13 protein-coding genes and 1 pseudogene are annotated in these 17,497 nt (G+C 40.5%); 11 read left to right on the forward strand and 3 right to left on the reverse strand.

Going from position 1 to position 17,497, the window contains the following annotated elements; genetic code table 11:
• Positions 1-166: 166 nt before the first annotated feature.
• Positions 167-2,593 carry an endopeptidase La gene (gene lon / locus FTU35_RS02430; RefSeq protein WP_131260796.1) on the reverse strand — a complete coding sequence of 809 codons (2,427 nt, stop codon included), beginning with the start codon at positions 2,591-2,593 and terminating at the stop codon, positions 167-169.
• Positions 2,594-2,740: 147 nt separating this feature from the next.
• Entirely contained in the window at positions 2,741-3,337 is a 597-nt protein-coding gene (locus tag FTU35_RS02435) for a 5-formyltetrahydrofolate cyclo-ligase (protein WP_026438444.1), read from the reverse strand.
• A gap of 351 nt (positions 3,338-3,688) precedes the next feature.
• On the opposite strand from FTU35_RS02435, the pseudogene FTU35_RS02440 reads away from it, so the two are divergent.
• From FTU35_RS02440 to FTU35_RS02470, 7 genes and pseudogenes are all read left to right on the forward strand, one after another.
• A pseudogene (locus FTU35_RS02440) lies at positions 3,689-4,939 on the forward strand (YncE family protein).
• A gap of 97 nt (positions 4,940-5,036) precedes the next feature.
• Positions 5,037-5,534 (forward strand): hypothetical protein, encoded by a 498-nt coding sequence (locus tag FTU35_RS02445; RefSeq protein ID WP_180009255.1) that lies wholly within the window; start codon positions 5,037-5,039, stop codon positions 5,532-5,534.
• 520 nt (positions 5,535-6,054) lie between these two features.
• The gene (lldP, locus tag FTU35_RS02450; RefSeq protein ID WP_180064466.1) at positions 6,055-7,725 is read left to right on the forward strand and encodes an L-lactate permease; all 1,671 of its coding nucleotides are present in this window, start codon (positions 6,055-6,057) and stop codon (positions 7,723-7,725) included.
• Positions 7,726-7,749: 24 nt separating this feature from the next.
• On the forward strand, positions 7,750-8,499 hold the full coding sequence (gene lldR, locus FTU35_RS02455) for a transcriptional regulator LldR (protein ID WP_004970689.1): 750 nt from the start codon (positions 7,750-7,752) through the stop codon (positions 8,497-8,499).
• On the forward strand, positions 8,496-9,650 hold the full coding sequence (gene lldD, locus FTU35_RS02460; RefSeq protein WP_016659249.1) for an FMN-dependent L-lactate dehydrogenase LldD: 1,155 nt from the start codon (positions 8,496-8,498) through the stop codon (positions 9,648-9,650). The genes lldR and lldD overlap by 4 nt, the downstream gene beginning before the upstream one ends.
• Positions 9,651-9,740: 90 nt before the next feature.
• Positions 9,741-11,456 carry a D-lactate dehydrogenase gene (gene dld, locus FTU35_RS02465; protein WP_179996991.1) on the forward strand — a complete coding sequence of 572 codons (1,716 nt, stop codon included), beginning with the start codon at positions 9,741-9,743 and terminating at the stop codon, positions 11,454-11,456.
• Positions 11,457-11,504: 48 nt separating this feature from the next.
• The gene (locus FTU35_RS02470) at positions 11,505-12,404 is read left to right on the forward strand and encodes a LysR family transcriptional regulator (protein ID WP_004970549.1); all 900 of its coding nucleotides are present in this window, start codon (positions 11,505-11,507) and stop codon (positions 12,402-12,404) included.
• 105 nt (positions 12,405-12,509) lie between these two features.
• Here the strand turns inward: FTU35_RS02470 and FTU35_RS02475 are convergent, their stop codons facing one another.
• On the reverse strand, positions 12,510-13,061 hold the full coding sequence (locus FTU35_RS02475) for a ricin-type beta-trefoil lectin domain protein (RefSeq protein WP_180064467.1): 552 nt from the start codon (positions 13,059-13,061) through the stop codon (positions 12,510-12,512).
• Positions 13,062-13,442: 381 nt separating this feature from the next.
• Between FTU35_RS02475 and FTU35_RS02480 the strand changes: the two genes are divergently transcribed.
• The 4 genes from FTU35_RS02480 to FTU35_RS02495 all read left to right on the forward strand — a co-directional run bounded on the left by FTU35_RS02480 (position 13,443) and on the right by FTU35_RS02495 (position 17,490).
• The gene (locus FTU35_RS02480; protein WP_180064468.1) at positions 13,443-15,017 is read left to right on the forward strand and encodes a sensor domain-containing diguanylate cyclase; all 1,575 of its coding nucleotides are present in this window, start codon (positions 13,443-13,445) and stop codon (positions 15,015-15,017) included.
• Between the two features lie 42 nt (positions 15,018-15,059).
• Positions 15,060-16,190, forward strand: coding sequence for a TIGR00341 family protein (locus FTU35_RS02485; RefSeq protein ID WP_004970544.1), 1,131 nt, complete (start codon positions 15,060-15,062; stop codon positions 16,188-16,190).
• Between the two features lie 179 nt (positions 16,191-16,369).
• Positions 16,370-16,747, forward strand: coding sequence for a diacylglycerol kinase (locus FTU35_RS02490; RefSeq protein ID WP_179988910.1), 378 nt, complete (start codon positions 16,370-16,372; stop codon positions 16,745-16,747).
• A 59-nt stretch (positions 16,748-16,806) separates the two neighbouring features.
• The gene (locus tag FTU35_RS02495; RefSeq protein ID WP_179994041.1) at positions 16,807-17,490 is read left to right on the forward strand and encodes a phosphatase PAP2 family protein; all 684 of its coding nucleotides are present in this window, start codon (positions 16,807-16,809) and stop codon (positions 17,488-17,490) included.
• Positions 17,491-17,497 lie beyond the last annotated feature (7 nt).

Here is a 17,497-nt window from a genome sequence, read left to right on the forward strand (position 1 = left end):
GTGGATGGTTTGCCTATTTTTCAAGGAAATTGAATTAAAAACAGACTATCCATTTTAAAAATAATTAAAAAATTATTCAATTATTTTAAATCCAGAATCTAAATACAACAAAAGAGCACCGAAGTGCTCTTTTGAGATGTTCTATGCTTAAAGCAGAGTAACTTGCTTAATGACGTGCGGCTTTGCCTGCTGCTACTGGCTTCACAATCGGTGCCTTGGTTAAAGGCTTAGGCATACTGGTCAGTGCCAAAGGCAAGATTTCATCAATGCTTTTCACAGCCTTGATTTCCAAACCTTCTTTGACATTGTCTGGAATTTCAGACAAGTCACGCACGTTTTCCTGTGGGATAAATACCAGTTTGATACCACCACGATGTGCCGCAAGAAGTTTCTCTTTCAAGCCACCAATGCGCATTGCACGACCACGTAAGCTGGTTTCGCCTGTCATGGCAATATCAGGACGAATTGGAATATCTGTAAATGCAGATACCAATGCCGTAGTCAATGCCAAACCTGCAGATGGACCATCTTTAGGTGTTGCACCTTCTGGCAAGTGTACGTGTACATCGGTTTCGGCAAATACATTGGCTTCAATGCCTAAACTGTCGGCACGGGTACGCACAACGGTCATCGCGGCTTTGATTGACTCTTGCATCACATCACCCAATGAACCTGTGGTGATGAAATTACCTTTGCCTTTCATGGTTGCCACTTCAATGGTGAGTAATTCACCACCCACTGAAGTCCAAGCCAAGCCATTTACACGACCCACTTCGGCTTCTTCTTCTGCCATACCATAGTCAAATTTGTGTGGACCAAGGTAGTCAGGCAAGTTTTGTGAAGTCACATCTACCTGTAGGTTTTTGGCTTTTTTGCTGACTGCTTCTTTCACCACCTTACGGGCAATTTTTGACACTTCACGTTCCAGACTACGCACACCTGCTTCACGTGTATAGCGCTGCACAATGTCACGAATCGCTTCTTCATGAACCGTCAATTCTTTAGCACGCAAGCCATTATTTTTGATGGCTTTAGGGACAAGATAGCGTTCTGCAATATTCACTTTTTCATCTTCGGTATAACCCGGTAGACGAATTACTTCCATACGATCTAACAGAGCTTCTGGAATATTCATGCTGTTGGCAGTACAAATGAACATCACTTCAGACAAGTCTAAGTCTAGATCTAAATAGTGATCATTAAACTTGTTGTTTTGTGATGGATCAAGTACTTCTAACAAAGCAGATGCAGGGTCGCCACGGTAATCCTGTGCCATTTTGTCAATTTCATCGAGCAAGAACAGTGGGTTCTTCACACCAACTTTAGTCAATGACTGCACAATTTTACCCGGCATCGCACCAATATAGGTACGGCGGTGACCGCGAATTTCCGCTTCATCACGTACGCCGCCTAGCGCCATGCGCACGAACTCACGTCCAGTGGCTTTTGCAACCGATTCACCCAGTGAGGTTTTACCTACACCCGGAGGACCGACTAAGCACAGAATTGGACCTTTGAGTTTTTTCACGCGCGACTGCACAGCAAGGTATTCCACAATACGGTCTTTGACTTCATCTAAACCGTAATGGTCGGCATCTAAAATTTCTTGTGCTTTCGCCAAGTTAATGCTGACTTTGCTGGCTTTGTTCCATGGCGTATCTAAAATTACTTCCAGATAGTTACGTACCACAGCCGCTTCGCTAGATGCAGGTTGCATGGCTTTTAGCTTACGGAACTCAGCTTCTGCTTTTTTGCGGACATGTTCTGGCAAGTCTGCTTCGGCCAGACGTTTTTCAATTTCAGCGACATCATCTTCCGCACCGCCGTTCATATCGGACAGTTCGCGTTGAATGACTTTCATCTTCTCATTCAAGAAGTATTCACGCTGATTTTTTTCCATCTGGCGTTTAACAGAGTCATGCAAGGTTTGCTCAATCTGCTGTTCTTCAGACTGTTGCAATAAATAAGTCATTAACTCGGTCAAGTGAGCTTCAAACTCATCGTGCTCAAGGAATTTTTGTTTGACATCAATATTCAATGGCACACGGGTTGCAACAAAGAACAACAACTGCAATAAATCTTCAATTTTATTGGCAGCAGCAATCAGTTCACGTGCATTGCGTAATTTTGCTTCTGCATATTGCGCAAATAAGGCACGTAATTCTTGCAAACGTGTTGCTTGGGTATTTTCATCCATCGCAACAGTCATTGGGCTCAAGCTGTGTTCTGCAGTCAAATACGCGTCTTCATCAATAATTTTTTCGAGTTTGGCGCGGTATAAGCCTTCAATCAGAACTTTGATACAGTTTTCATCATTTTCGTGATTCACAACTTGCACAATCTTCGCGACAGTACCGTATTGATATAAATTGTCGTGATCAATTTCTTCTGTAAGCGAATCTTTTTGCGCAACTACAAATACTAGATTGTCACTGTTACGAGCCACATCAACTGCATTGATCGATTTTTCACGACCTACAAATAGCGCGATTTGCATGTGTGGATAAACCACCACATCACGTAGCGCTAAAAGCGGTAATACACTTGGAACCTGAGGCTCTAAGGTTTCTTGATTCATAATAATTTCAGACATGGGCACTCCTAATGAGTGACAACGGTGTTGCCATGTTTTTAATAGTGATGGGTATTTTTTAAAATACAAGGGTAGGTCAACACAAATTGTTTAAAAAGTAGCTAAATATGTGATTTTAAATTGATCTATTCAGTCAAAATGATCAATTTAGCGTTTCAAGGTGCGTTTAAACTGTAAAAAATGTTGTGGAGTTAGTAAGGCATCTACAGGTTGATCCCAATTTTCACGTGGCAAGCGTGTATGAATTAGCTGAAAATCATGTGCAATCCCTAAGCGATAAGGATGCTGCGGGGCAGAGGCTAAAGTGCGGTCATAATAACCACCGCCCATTCCAATGCGGGTGCCATGCGTATCGCAAGCCAATAAGGGCATCAAGACTAAATCTAAATGGGAGATGTGTTTTCCGCGACTTGTTCTTGGTTCTTGCATCCCCAAACGATGATGGGCAAAGCGACGCTGACGATATTGTTGTGGGGTGATTTGTACCCACACCAAGTGTTGATTCATATTGCAAATCATGGGCAAATACACTTGTTTGCTATGCGCGAAGCAATATTCAATGATGCGGTGTGTATGAATTTCACCAAAAGCATGTAAATACATACCCACTTTTTTTGCGTACTGAAATTTTGGCAGTCGTATTAGCCGCTGCAAAACAGCTTGCTGTGCGTGTTGCTGTTGGGTGCGCGTGACCGCTCTGCGCTGTTGTCGAAGCTGTTTACGCAAGGTTTTAAGTTCCAACAACTGCATCTCGGCACATCCTTATATTCTTGAGTTTAAATGCTTGAATGGGTATGGGATTACTGTCATTTCATCGACAAAAACAAGCTTTTATCATACTTGGCATTTTAACAGGATGTGATGCTGTATTTCTGTTTATCTGAAACTTGACCTGCTATCGGATAGTCTAGCTCGAACCCTAGACGCAAAATTACAAAAACTCTTATGCTATTGCCCAATCAATGCCACGCCAACAATCTTCAAGATCGCTTCAAGATGGATTAGGCAGGCTTCAGTTAAAAACAACAAATATGTAAAAACACAAGCCAAAACAAAAACAACACTTTCATTTTGCTGTTCAGGGAGAACAAGAACATGAATTATTCCAACAAGGTGTTTAAACATCTACTTCAAGGCGTGCTGGCTTTAGGAAGTTGTGTCAGCGCACAAAGTTATGCAGATTCGACCTATTTACCGCAGCCACCGAATACCCAACAAGTCTTTTTTGTCGGCAATAACTGGGATGGCACAGTGACGGTGATTCACCCTTCACAAGACTTTGGCAAAGTGGGTGTGGTCAATATGATTCCTGACCGCAAAGAGCGTTTATTAGAAATTCATTTAAATCCAGTGAAATTGATTGCCTACACTTACATTCAACAAACTGCAGGTGAGGGCAATGACCAGTTGGTGGATGATATGTATTCCACGCCAGATGGATAGTCGATTGTGGCTTCACGTCCAAGTTTTGCCGATGTGGTATCCATCAACATTAAAACGGGCAAAATTAATTGGCGTACGCCAGTCGAAGGTTTCCGCGCAGACCACATGGCGGTTTCACCAGATGGACAACGTGTTGCTGTGTCGGCATCGTCAGGTAATGTGGTGCATGTTTTAGATATTCATACAGGTAAAGAATTGGGGCGTTTTGCAACAGGGGATAAGCCGCACGAAAATATTTACTTTGCAGGTGGAACGAAAATCTTAAACTCTGCGATTGGTAACGTAGAAACTTCGATGGATGCACAGTGGCAAGATTTTACCAAAGGTAAGCGCTTTATTACCATTGCCGATGCCAACAATTATAAAGTTCTGAAAAAAATTGATTTCCGACCTGCGTTAGATGCCTTTGGACGTAAAGATTTATCCAACTCAGTGCGTCCTATGGTGCTAAGTAAAGATGAAAGCAAACTTTATGCGCAGGTTTCATTTTTTAATGGTTTGGTGGAATACGACTTAAAAACCGATAAAGTCACGCGTATTGGACAATTACCGGGCAGCAGTACAATTCCAAAAGACCGCAGCAAATGGGTAAATGATTCACGTCATCATGGTTTATCCATCAGCGCAGATGGCGAAAAACTCTGTGTGGCAGGCACGATGGATGATTACGCGACCATTGTAGACCGTCAGAGTTTAAAAGCAGGCAAACTGATTCCTGCAGGTAAACCATATTGGGCAACCCGTAGCCCAGATGGAAAAAGCTGTGTGATTTCAGAAAGTGAAACCGATGTGGTAACGGTGATTGACTTTGCTACGGGAGAAAAAGTCCGCAGTGTGCCAGTGGGGAATCACCCACAGCGAGTGCGTTTGGGTTATGCACCAAGCGATTGGTCGACGCCGTAATTTTTAAGCCGATCATAACAGGCAAAGCATGCTAAGGCGCTCAAGACGATATTTGAATTGAGCGCATTTTAGGATGGTTTGCTTATGGAGCATGCACATGAATGGGACTCGATGGCTCGGTATTGGCTTTTTTGTTTTGGCGGTCGCGGTGTTGTTTACCGTGGTGTATGTGTTTCAACCACCGAATAAGACTGTTTCGGAAACAGTGTGGGTGAAACCGAACACGGCTTCCACAGAGATAGAAACAACGCAAAGTCTATATTCAGATGAATCTGAAAATGTACTGGAAACAAACGCTATGCTAGAGCGTGCTGCGGTATCTGCAGTTGAAATGCAGCAATTAATCCAGCAACGTGATCAGTTGTATTTAGGCTTTAAGCAAATTAGTACAGGTTTAAGCCAAGGGCAAAAGCCTGATTTAAACCGTGTACAAAGTATGTTGCTACAGCAGGAACAATTGGTACAAGCAGGCGTATTAAGAGCAGAAGATGCAATGAACTATAGCCAGTTTTTAAAGCAAATTTTACCTGAAATTGCAGGGCAAATTGATTTGCATATTTCGCGTTTAAAGCGCCTGAACATGGTGACAGGTTAAGCCACAGTAAGGTGTGAGTTGCTGGTATAAATACACGATGACGCCATTGTTGCAGTCAATAATGGCGTTATTTTTTTGTCTAAAAAATTCTTTTAATCCACATGTTTTTAAGCCGAATAGCGGCCACTTGAGCTGAATTTATCCATGATTCCTTTGATCAAGCGTTCAATTCATCTTAGAAGAAAGCACACGTATTTTACTGTATTAGACGAAAGTTGTATAAGGCTGTGCCGAATAAATTTGGTTTTTCCTTCCTTTTAAAAACTGCAGAAAAAACAAAGTTTAAATATTTCTTTGGCATATTTTTTATGCTGTATATAAAGACATACCTTCAGTAAAATTGGTATGACCATTCAAGATAAACAATCAGACCAATCTTGACTTTTTCTTGTCTAAAACTATCATTTGTACCTTATATTGAGGAAATTCTGATTTTAACCTCAATATTGGTCAGACCAAAATTAGAATTTTACCTCTATGCTTAGACCTATGTTTACGTTTGAGTGAGCATTTCAAGGAGATGACAATGCTTCAACATTGGCAACAGATCTATGATCCAATGGCAAATATTTGGATTTCGAGTCTTATTGCATCAATCCCAATTATTTTTTTCTTTTTAGCACTGGCTGTATTTCGCTTAAAGGGAAGTGTTGCGGGAACAATTACGGTGATTTTGGCGTTATTGGTGTCGTTATTTGCCTATGGCATGCCTGCACCAATGGCTTTTGCTTCATTGATCTATGGCTTTTTTTACGGTTTATGGCCAATCGCATGGATTATTATAGGCGCATTATTCTTATATAAAATCTCTGTAAAAACAGGGCAATTTAACATTATTCGCTCATCTATTCTTTCGATTACAGAAGATCAGCGTCTTCAGATGCTATTAGTCGGCTTCGCGTTTGGGACATTTTTAGAAGGTGCAGCGGGTTTTGGGGCGCCAGTGGCAATTACTGCAGCTTTATTGGTTGGTTTGGGCTTTAAGCCTCTATACGCTGCGGGTTTATGTTTGATTGTGAACACTGCACCGGTTGCGTTTGGCGCGATGGGGATTCCAATTATTGTGGCGGGTCAGGTTTCGGGTGTAGAAACCATGGAAATTAGCCAGATGGTGGGGCGTCAGTTACCATTTATGGTGCCTATTGTGCTGTTCTGGATTATGGCAATTATGGATGGCTGGCGCGGTGTGAAAGAAACTTGGCCTGCAGTGTTGGTGGGTGGTGGTGCTTTTGCCATTGCACAATACTTGACCTCTAACTTTGTTGGGCCTGAGTTACCTGACATTACAGCTGCAATTGCCTCTTTGATTAGTTTAACGGTCTTATTTAAATTCTGGCAGCCAAAACACATTTTCCGTTTTAGCGATGCAGACACCAAAGTGGATGCCAACTTAGTTGCAGAACAACAGCAAAAATACAGCATCGGGCAGATTGTTAAAGCATGGTCACCTTTTGCAGTGTTAACGGTGATGGTCACTATTTGGAGCATCAAGCCGTTTAAAGATTTATTTGCCAAAGATGGCGCAATGCACGACTGGGTAATTTCCATCAAAGTGCCATTTTTACACCAACTGGTGCAAAAAATGCCGCCTGTGGTTGCTGAAGTTAAAGACTACGATGCAATCTTTAAGTTCGATTGGCTGAGTGCAACAGGGACTGCAATTATGATTGCGGCTGTCATCACCATCATTTACTTAAAAATGAAACCGCGCGAAGCTGTTAAAACTTTTGCAGAAACCATCAATGAGTTAAAAACACCAATTTATTCGATTGGGATGGTGTTGGCTTTTGCTTTTATTGCCAATTATTCAGGCATGTCTGCGACTTTGGCATTGGCTTTGTCACACACAGGCAATGCTTTCACATTCTTCTCGCCATTTTTAGGTTGGATTGGAGTGTTCTTGACAGGTTCAGATACATCAGCCAATGCCTTATTTGCTGCCTTGCAAGCCACAACTGCACAGCAAATTGGTGTACCAGAAGTCTTGTTGGTTGCTGCCAATACCAGTGGTGGAGTAACAGGCAAAATGATTTCACCGCAATCTATTGCAATTGCCTGTGCGGCTGTTGGTTTAGTCGGTAAAGAATCGGATTTATTCCGCTTTACCGTGAAACACAGTATCACGTTCACCGTTATGATCGGTATTATTATCACTCTACAAGCTTATGTGTTCCCATGGATGATTCCATAACCACATGCACAAGAGGATAGCCGCATGAAAGTTTCCGACAAAGTTGTACAAGACCTGCGCACACTGGTTGAAAAAAATCAGATGCAAGTCGGAGACCGATTGCCTGCCGAAAGAAAGTTATGTGAACAACTCGGGGTTTCCCGTTCCTCTTTGCGTGAGGCTATTCAGCAATTGACCAGTCAGGGCATGCTGGTCAGCAAAGTTGGAGCGGGTACTTTTTTGCAACAACTGCCTACCAATTGGTCGCAATATCAAATTGTGCAGCCTTTAAGTAACCTGATTGATGAAGACCCTGCTTATCGTTTTGATGTGCAGGAAGCTCGAATGGTGCTTGAAGGTGGTACGGCATGGTATGCCGCACAGCGGGCAACTGCTGAGGATTTGAAAAACATCCGTGCCTGTTATGAGCAAATCGCCCATTTTCAAATTTTAGGTGATGACGATCAGGCAGCAATTGCCGATGCCAAGTTTCATTTGGCAATTGCCGAAGCATCGCACAATTTGGTGCTCATTCAAATGATGCGTGGCTTATTTGATTTGTTGCAATACAACGTAGTTTTGGGCAGACGCAAAGTCTATACCGAAGCCCACCGTTTCGATCAGTTGCACGATCAACACTTTCAAGTGATGGATGCAATTGAACGCCAGGATCCAGAAGCTGCCCGTTCGGCAGTGTGTGGACATATTGAATTTGTAGTTCAACAAGTACGCATGATAGACGAGGAAGATGCGCGTCGTCAGCGTGCGAGTCGATTAAACAGGATAGCGCCATGATTATTTCTTCTGCGAATGATTACCGCGAAGCAGCGAAACGCCGTTTACCGCCATTTTTATTTCACTATATTGATGGAGGTGCGTACGCGGAACAAACGCTGAAAAGAAATGTGGAAGACCTTTCACAGATTGCCTTGCGCCAACGTGTTTTGAATGACATGTCGGCTTTGAGTTTAGAAACCACCTTATTTAATGAAACCTTGTCAATGCCTGTGGCTTTGGCACCTGTGGGTTTAACGGGCATGTATGCGCGCCGTGGTGAAGTGCAGGCTGCAGTTGCAGCTGACAAAAAAGGCATTCCGTTTACTTTATCTACCGTGTCGGTATGCCCAATTGAAGAAGTGGTGCCTGCCATTTCACGGCCAATGTGGTTTCAATTATATGTATTACGTGACCGTGGTTTTATGCGCAATGCCTTGGAACGTGCCAAAGCAGCAGGCTGTTCAACCTTAGTCTTTACGGTAGATATGCCTGTGCCTGGCGCACGTTATCGTGATGCACATTCGGGCATGAGTGGTCCAAATGCTGCTATGCGCCGCTATATGCAGGCAGTGATGCATCCAAACTGGGCATGGGATGTTGGCTTACTAGGTCGTCCGCATGACTTGGGCAATATCTCTAAATACTTAGGCAAACCAACAGGACTTGAAGATTATATTGGCTGGTTAGGCAATAACTTTGACCCATCTATTTCATGGAAAGACTTGGAGTGGATTCGTGAATTCTGGGATGGCCCAATGGTCATTAAAGGCATTTTAGACCCAGAAGATGCTAAGGATGCTGTTCGTTTTGGGGCTGATGGAATTGTGGTGTCCAATCACGGTGGTCGTCAGTTAGATGGTGTGCTCTCGACTGCACGTGCTTTACCGCCAATAGCCGATGCAGTAAAAGGAGATCTAAAAATTCTAGTGGATTCAGGTATTCGTAATGGCCTAGATGTGGTGCGCATGTTGGCGATGGGTGCGGATACTTGTATGCTCGGACGTGCCTTTATTTATGCACTAGGTGCAGCAGGTGGGGCGGGTGTGAGTAATTTACTCGAATTGATTGATAAAGAAATGCGAGTCGCAATGACCTTAACGGGTGCTAAAAACATTCAAGCGATTAACTCAGATTGCTTGGTACAACTTGAGCGTGAACTGAAAGGCTAAATTGCCAACAGGAGCGATCAATCCATCAACCGATGCATTTGGCTGAATCGCTTAATTGTATTTTTCACCTTGTTTCAGGACTTGTACACTATGCCACAGACAATTTCTTCTGCAACACAATTTGATGCTGCAGCAACCCTCAAAAACTTGGTCGATATTGTGGGAAAAGCGCATGTATTGACCCATGAATCAGATACTCGTTTATATCGTCAAGGGCGACGTTTTGGCGAAGGACAGGTTTTTGCGGTGGTCACGCCAGGTTCTTTATTGCAGCAGTGGCAAGTGTTACAAGTGGCTGTGGCAGCAGATTGCATTATTATTATGCAAGCCGCCAATACTGGACTCACGGGTGGTTCTACCCCTTTTGGTGATGACTATGATCGTCCTGTAATTTTGATCAACACCCAACGTTTAAAAGGTATTCAGCTCATCAACGATGCCAAGCAAGTGATTTGCTTGCCTGGTGCAACATTGGATGCTTTGGAACAGCAATTGGCGCCGCATCAGCGTGAGCCACACTCAGTCATTGGTTCATCTTGTATTGGCGCTTCAGTGTTGGGCGGGGTATGTAATAATTCAGGTGGTGCATTGGTCAGACGTGGTCCTGCCTATACTGAGTTGGCCTTATATGCACAAGTCGATGCACTGGGCGAGTTGCAACTCATCAATCATTTGGGGGTGAATTTAGGGAACTCGCCAGAAGAAATTTTAACCAAACTTGAGCAACAACAATATCGCCCTGAAGATATTGAATATTCGGAACATTGTTGTGCTTCAGATCAGCGTTACGTGCATGATGTTGCCCAAGTCGATGCCGATACGCCTGCACGGTTTAATGCCGACCCGAGCCGTTTGTTTGAAGCTTCGGGTTCGGCAGGTAAAGTCTGTGTGTTTGCAGTGCGTTTGGATACATTTGAGAAAATTCCAAGTCAGGTGTTTTATATCGGCAGCAATCAGCAGGATGATTTAACCGCGATTCGCCGTTTTTTATTACGTGATTTGCCGCGTGTACCGATTGCTGGCGAGTATATTCATCGAGATGCCTATGACATTGGTGCAGAATATGGCAAAGACAGCTTCTTGTTTATCGAGAAGTTTGGCACCAGTAAAGTACCTGCAGCTTTTGCCATGAAAGATAAAGTTGATGGTTTTCTAACCCGTTGGGGCATGCGTGGATTGTCGGATAAAGTTTTGCAAATGTTCACGAAACTACTGCCAAATCATTTACCAGAACGCATGAACCAATTTCGTGATTTGTATGAACATCATTTAATTTTGCGCATTGAGCAGCAAGATGTTGCGGCAGTACAGCAGTTTTTAATGGATTATTTTATCACGCGCAATTCCGGCGGTTTTTTTCTATGTAATGAAGATGAAGGCCGCAAGGCTTTTCTGCATCGCTTTGCAGTGGCAGGTGCTGCAATTCGTTATCGTGATACACATCGAAATGAAGTGGAAGACATTGTTGCTTTAGATATTGCGTTAAGACGTAATGATCAGCAATGGGTTGAAACCTTGCCCGAAGAGTTGGAGCAGGCGATTATACATAAGTTGTATTATGGTCATTTTTTATGTCATGTCTTTCATCAGGACTATATTATTAAAAAAGGCGTAGACCCGTTGGCGATGGAACATCAAATGTGGTCATTGCTTGATGCACGTGGGGCAGAGTATCCTGCAGAGCATAATGTTGGGCATTTATATGTGGCGAAGCCTGCCTTAAAGCAGCATTATCAAAAATTGGATCCGACCAATTGTTTTAATGTGGGCATTGGGCATAGCTCTAAATTAAAAGCTTGGCGTTAAATAAGGATGAAAACTGAGCAGTGAAACTGATTCTAAGGAAAGATGGATATGTTTAAGTTAGATAGCAAACTGCTACAGATTTTTTACTATGTATATAAATTAAAAAATGTGTCTGCAGCAGCAGATGCATTGGGCATGAGTCAGCCTGCGGTTAGTAACTGTTTAAATAAAATTCGTCAGCATTTTAATGACCCATTATTTTTAAGGGTTGGCAATGAAATGTTGCCTACAGAGTTGGCGAAACAGATTTTTTCACCGATTAGTGAAATTATTAATAAAATTGAAACGGTCAATAATTTTAAAGTCGATTTTGATCCGACACATTCCGATCAATTATTTACCTTGGCAATGACCGATGTTTCGCATTTGGTTTTATTGCCAAAACTGACCAAGTTTTTAAAAAAATATGCACCTTCAGTGCGGATTAAAATTCGTCCTATTACCCGTGAAACCAGTTATCAAATGGCAAATGGTGAAATTGATTTTGCGATTGGTTTTTTACCTGAGTTAGAGCAGGGTTTTTATCAGCAGCAATTATTTTTACAATATTATGTGGTGATTAGTCGTAAAGATCATCCACGTATTTGTGAAAAAAGTTTAGATGTTGAAGCTTATATTCGTGAATCGCATGTCGATGTAGATACCAGTATAGGTCACTACCATATTGAAAATGAATTAAGCAATCGTGGTTTAAGACGTAATATTCTAATGAGTATCCCAAGTTATTTAGGGGTCGGTTTAATTGTGCAAGAAACCGATATGATTGCGACAGTGCCTTATTATTTAAGTGAGGTGTTATTGGCACGCGGGAATTTACAAGTAGTGAGTGCGCCTTTGAATTTTCCAACCTATCCTGTACGACAATATTGGCATACGTCTTGTCATCACCAAACCAGTCATCAGTGGTTAAGAAAAGTGATTTTTGATTTGTTTAGTCAGCATCCTTAATTAATCGTATTTAAAGTAAAATTTTTATAATTTTTTAAATTATCATTCGCTAATTCCCTCATCTTCAAAAGAGCAGGCTAGGCTGAGGGAATTAGTGATTCTTTTTTATAAGGCAATAAAACTAAATTTCTGCCCAGGATTTTGATTGCAGCTATACATTTTCATTTTTCCATTATAAATATCTAAACATTTGCCTGTATCTGCACTACGAATACGCTGACCATCGAGATACCATTTTTGGTTACTTTGTCCATTACAGGTATAAGCAATTACTTCAGCACCATCATGTTTCTGTTTTCCTGCTACATCTAGACATTTACCTTGCACGGTAATGCTTTGATCAGGATGGAAAATAAAATGCTGATTGGTACCATCATGACAATGTGAAGTCTGAATGGAACGTTGATTACTGCGACTAAAATCTACGCAGCGACCATCATAGGTTTTAATTTTGACTTTTTGTTGCCATGTTTGTGCAGGATAAGGCATAGGTGTTGGCATATAAATGGTTTGTTGTGCAGGACGTTCTACAGGTGTACTTGCTGGAATTTGAGGTTGAATGACGATATTGGGAATCTGCCCCGATGCTGTTCCGTCAACTACAATACATGCTGTTAAAAGTGAGCAACTGCTTATAGTGAAAAGTGTCTTAAACATAAGAGAAAACAATTTATTTATTAGGTGGATAGGATAAATTTAAAGCATGGAATAAATATTTATTTTTTGTAATTTTATGAGTAATTGACCCTAAAAATTTATCGAATAGACAAGGTTTTCAGCAAAAAATAAGAACGAAAAAATTCAAGTTGTCTTTATTTGTTATTAGTCGGTGCATTCTTAGGAAGTGTGTGGTAGAAATTGTATTTAGAGGATATATTTCTGATTTAGTTTGTGGTCAGCAACAAGCGAATTATCCAATTTGTTGAATTGAACATCAAAAATTCAACTATATTGCTTTAAAATTATGTGATTGAGTTGTAAAATTATGTGTTAAAGTTGGCAATTGTCACAGTTTTTGAATTTTTGGGGTAGGAACTGTTGAAACATTTTTTACCACGACTTGGATTGGATCTGCGTAAACTTATTTTAATTTCCACAATTTTAAGTGTATCAGGCTTATTTGTCGTAAGTATTTTTATTTTAAATTATGTAATTAAACAACAATTAATTCAAAATTCACTTTCGATCAATGAAAAATATGCAGAAAAAATTGCCACCAGTGCCAATCAACATTTTTCAGATATGCTGCAAGAGTTGGATTATAGTGCACGTTTATTAGAAAAAAAATTTTATAATACACAAGTTAGAAAAGAAGAAGTAAAACGCTTAAAAAATCAATCGAATAATTTTAATAGTGTTTTATTGGTAGAGCAGAATAAACATATTTTAGCTTATGCACCTAATACATTAAAACTTAATTTTAATCAGGCTTATAGTACCATTGGTATTGATGGATCTATTGAAAAAAAGAAAACTTATATTTCATCTCCCTATTGGTCTATAAGTAATAATTTAATCGTCATGATGTCACAACCTATTTATAATAAAACACATCAATATTTAGGCTTAATCAGTGGTACGATTTATTTACAGGAGCAGAACTTGATTAATACCATGCTCAATACTCAGTATGATTATAAAAAAAGTTATATGTATGTGATTGATCAACATAATCGTATTATTTTTCATCCAGATAAAAAGCGAATTGGTGAAAAAATTATCAATAATACAGGTTTGGATTATATTAATAAGAATACAAAGGGATCAATTCGTTTAAAGAATAGTTTAGGTATAGATAATTTGGCGGGTTTTGCACATATTCCAAGTGTAAATTGGATTGTAGTTTCTCAGCAGCCCACAGATGATTTACTTGCACAAGCTAATACGCTGATTTTTAAAGTATCGATTGGAATCTTCATTTTTTACTTTTTTATTTTTTTATTGATTTGGTATATCTCAAGCTTTATTTCTTCACCTTTGAACCGCTTGGCACGTATGGCAAGTATGCTCAATCATGCGGACATTGAAAATAAAATTAAAGAAGTTGATCCGTGGTATTTCGAGGTTTTAAAGTTTAGAACCTCATTATTAATGAGTTCGGAAACCTTTAGTGATCGGATTGCGGAGTTAAAACATCGTGTCAATACGGACCCATTAACAGGTTTATATAACCGTCGTGGTATGCAATTATTTTTAAATGAACTGCTAGAGACTCGTACCGAATTTGCAGTATTAGCCATTGATATAGATTTTTTTAAGCAAATTAATGATCAGTATGGGCATGATCAAGGTGATGTGGTACTTAAAACGCTCGCGCAAATAATGCTAACTAATTTTAGGGAACAGGATGTTTGCTGTCGTAGTGGCGGTGAAGAATTTCTAGTTTTAATGACGACTGCAGATGCAAATGTGGTGTATAAAGCTGCAGAGCGGCTTAGAAAAACCATGCAGGAAACTACGATTAATCAGATGGGTCAAATCACCATCTCTGTTGGCATCGCTTTTTGGCCTCGAGATGCAGAAGATGTTTCTGATGTACTGAAACTTGCAGATAATATATTGTATGAAGCTAAACATGATGGGCGTAATTGCACAAAGTCTACGGCCGTATGAGGATTTGGAAAGATTCTTCTTTAGCTGACACGGAGGTATGCTTTGGAAAAAGATCAAGATCCAACGATAGTGGTTGAAGACAGTCCTGAACAAGAAAAATATGAACTTTTGAAAGAAAAGCTGAAATACAAACAGGCGGAGCGCGAAAATTCTAAAAAAATTGATCATAAACAAGTACGGTTGAACATTCAAGCGGATGCCTTACCAAGCAAAACCTTTTTTATAATGAATGCTTTGGCAGCGATTATTGCGGGCTATGGTTTATTGTCAAATTCAGCCGCAGTGGTGATTGGTGCAATGCTGGTTGCGATGATGCTAGGCCCTATTTCAGGTATGGCTTTAGCATTTATTGATAATCGATGGTTGTTTTTTAAAACAGCATTTAAAACCTTAGTTTTAGGTGTGTCGATGATTGTCAGTATTGGCATCATTTTAGGTCTTATCAATATTAACTTACCTATCACCCATGAAATTCTGTCTAGAACTCAGCCTACCATTATGGATTTAATGATTGCACTTGCGGGTGGTGCAGCAGGGGCATTTGCAGCCGTTTCACCACGTCTGTCTGTGGCTGTTGTTGGTGTTGCAGTTGCGACTGCTTTGGTACCGCCGCTGGTTGCAAGTGGCATATTAATTGCGCATCTGGAATGGAAACATGCAGCAAATGCTCTGCTGTTGGCACTGACCAATATTGTTGCTATTCAAATTAGTTCTTCACTGGTGTTATGGGCAGCAGGTTTTAGACGCGGTTCAGATGAAGAAGTAAATAGCACAGTAATTGAATTTATTAAAAGAAATATCGTGAGTCTTTTAGTACTTTTTGCGCTGGGTATCTATTTAAGCTTTAACTTTATGATGATGTTAAATAAACAGATGTATGAACATCAGGTAGAAAGCTTGATTGAAAGTCAATTTAATCAACATAATAATTTGATTGATACGGTGCAGTTTGATCGGCGTAAAGAGATGACTTTAATTCGCGTAGTCTTGCGTGGAGATATAGCGCCAAAACCTCAACAGATTTCTGCATTGAATCAAAAATTAGCACAAGACCCACGTGGAAAACCAAGTGTGGTTCAAGTGCGCTTTATTCCTGTGCAAATTATTCAAGCCAAAGAAAGTCCTGATTTTGATATTAAGCAAGTTGAAGCCGAGCAATTGATACAACCTTAGATTCAACAATAAGAAATTGATGGTATTTACAGCTTACTTTAGATGGAGTCTTATTATTCAATAGGCATTCATAATGTTACATATTACACAGATTTAATTTAATAGTCTCAAAAGGTTATATTTAAGCCAATTTTAAGCTAAGTGACTTAACATCGGATTTATTTCAAATCAGATTCACTATGCTTCCACGCTCTCCTTACAAAGGCACTTCTGGTTTACAAAGGATTTTGAATGCCACAAGCTATTCTTTGGCAGGGTTTAAAGCCGCCTTTCAAAATGAAGCGGCATTTCGGCAAATCATTCTGATTAATTCACTGCTGATTCCACTCAGTTTTTTCATGCCTGTTAGTCGTGTCGAACAAGTGATCATGATAGTGGTGTGTTTACTTGCCATCATTGTCGAACTGATTAATTCAGCCATTGAAGCTGTGGTCGATCGTGTTTCAATTGAGCAACATCCCTTGTCTAAAAATGCCAAAGATATGGGCAGTGCAGCGCAATTTGTTGCTTTGGCAATTATCGCATTGACTTGGGGTGCATGCCTGATTTCTGCTTAATTCCTTAAAAAACAAGCATAAAACAGACTTTAAAATAGATAGTGAGTTGAGTATTCCTCATGCGGCATCAGCATTCAAAATTTTTACTTCTTCAAGCAATTTTACTCCTTCTGAGTTTGCTGATATTGCTCAATTTCTTTAGCGTTGCAGGCAGGCTAGATTTATACCTCATTCAACCCTTTGTGGATGCTCATGCAGAATTTCCACTTCGACAAGACTGGGCATTGGCTGTATTAAATCATCGGTATGTCAAATATATCCTGATTGCAGTATATCTGAGCTATTTGCTGGCTTGGTTGCTGTCTTTCAGATTTCAAAAATTACGTGCTCGTCGTTGGGAGTTTGGCTATTTCTTTTGGATGGCGGTGATTTCAACCAGTGTGATTGCAATACTTAAATCGCAGTCGGCACATGCTTGCCCGTGGGATATGAGCATTGCCACAGCGCATGGCGTTTGGTGGGATTTAAGTGCAACGGCAGGGCATTGTTTTCCTGGTGGGCATGCCTCAAGTGGTTTTGCTTTATTGGTAGGATATTTTGTTTATCGGGTTGCTCAACCTAAACGTGCTTATTTTTTCTTAATTGCAGCATGTATTTTAGGCATGGGGATGGGCTGGGCGCAAATGATGCGCGGGGCACATTTTTTTAGTCATAATCTTTGGACAGGCTGGATTACTTGGTGTTTGAATGTGGTTGCCTATGCATTCTTGGCGCATAAATTGCACACTCAAAATCTAACTTAAAACCCGA

The sequence above is a fragment of the Acinetobacter sp. YH12095 genome, assembly GCF_013419245.1.
Classification (GTDB): Bacteria; Pseudomonadota; Gammaproteobacteria; order Pseudomonadales; family Moraxellaceae; genus Acinetobacter; species Acinetobacter towneri.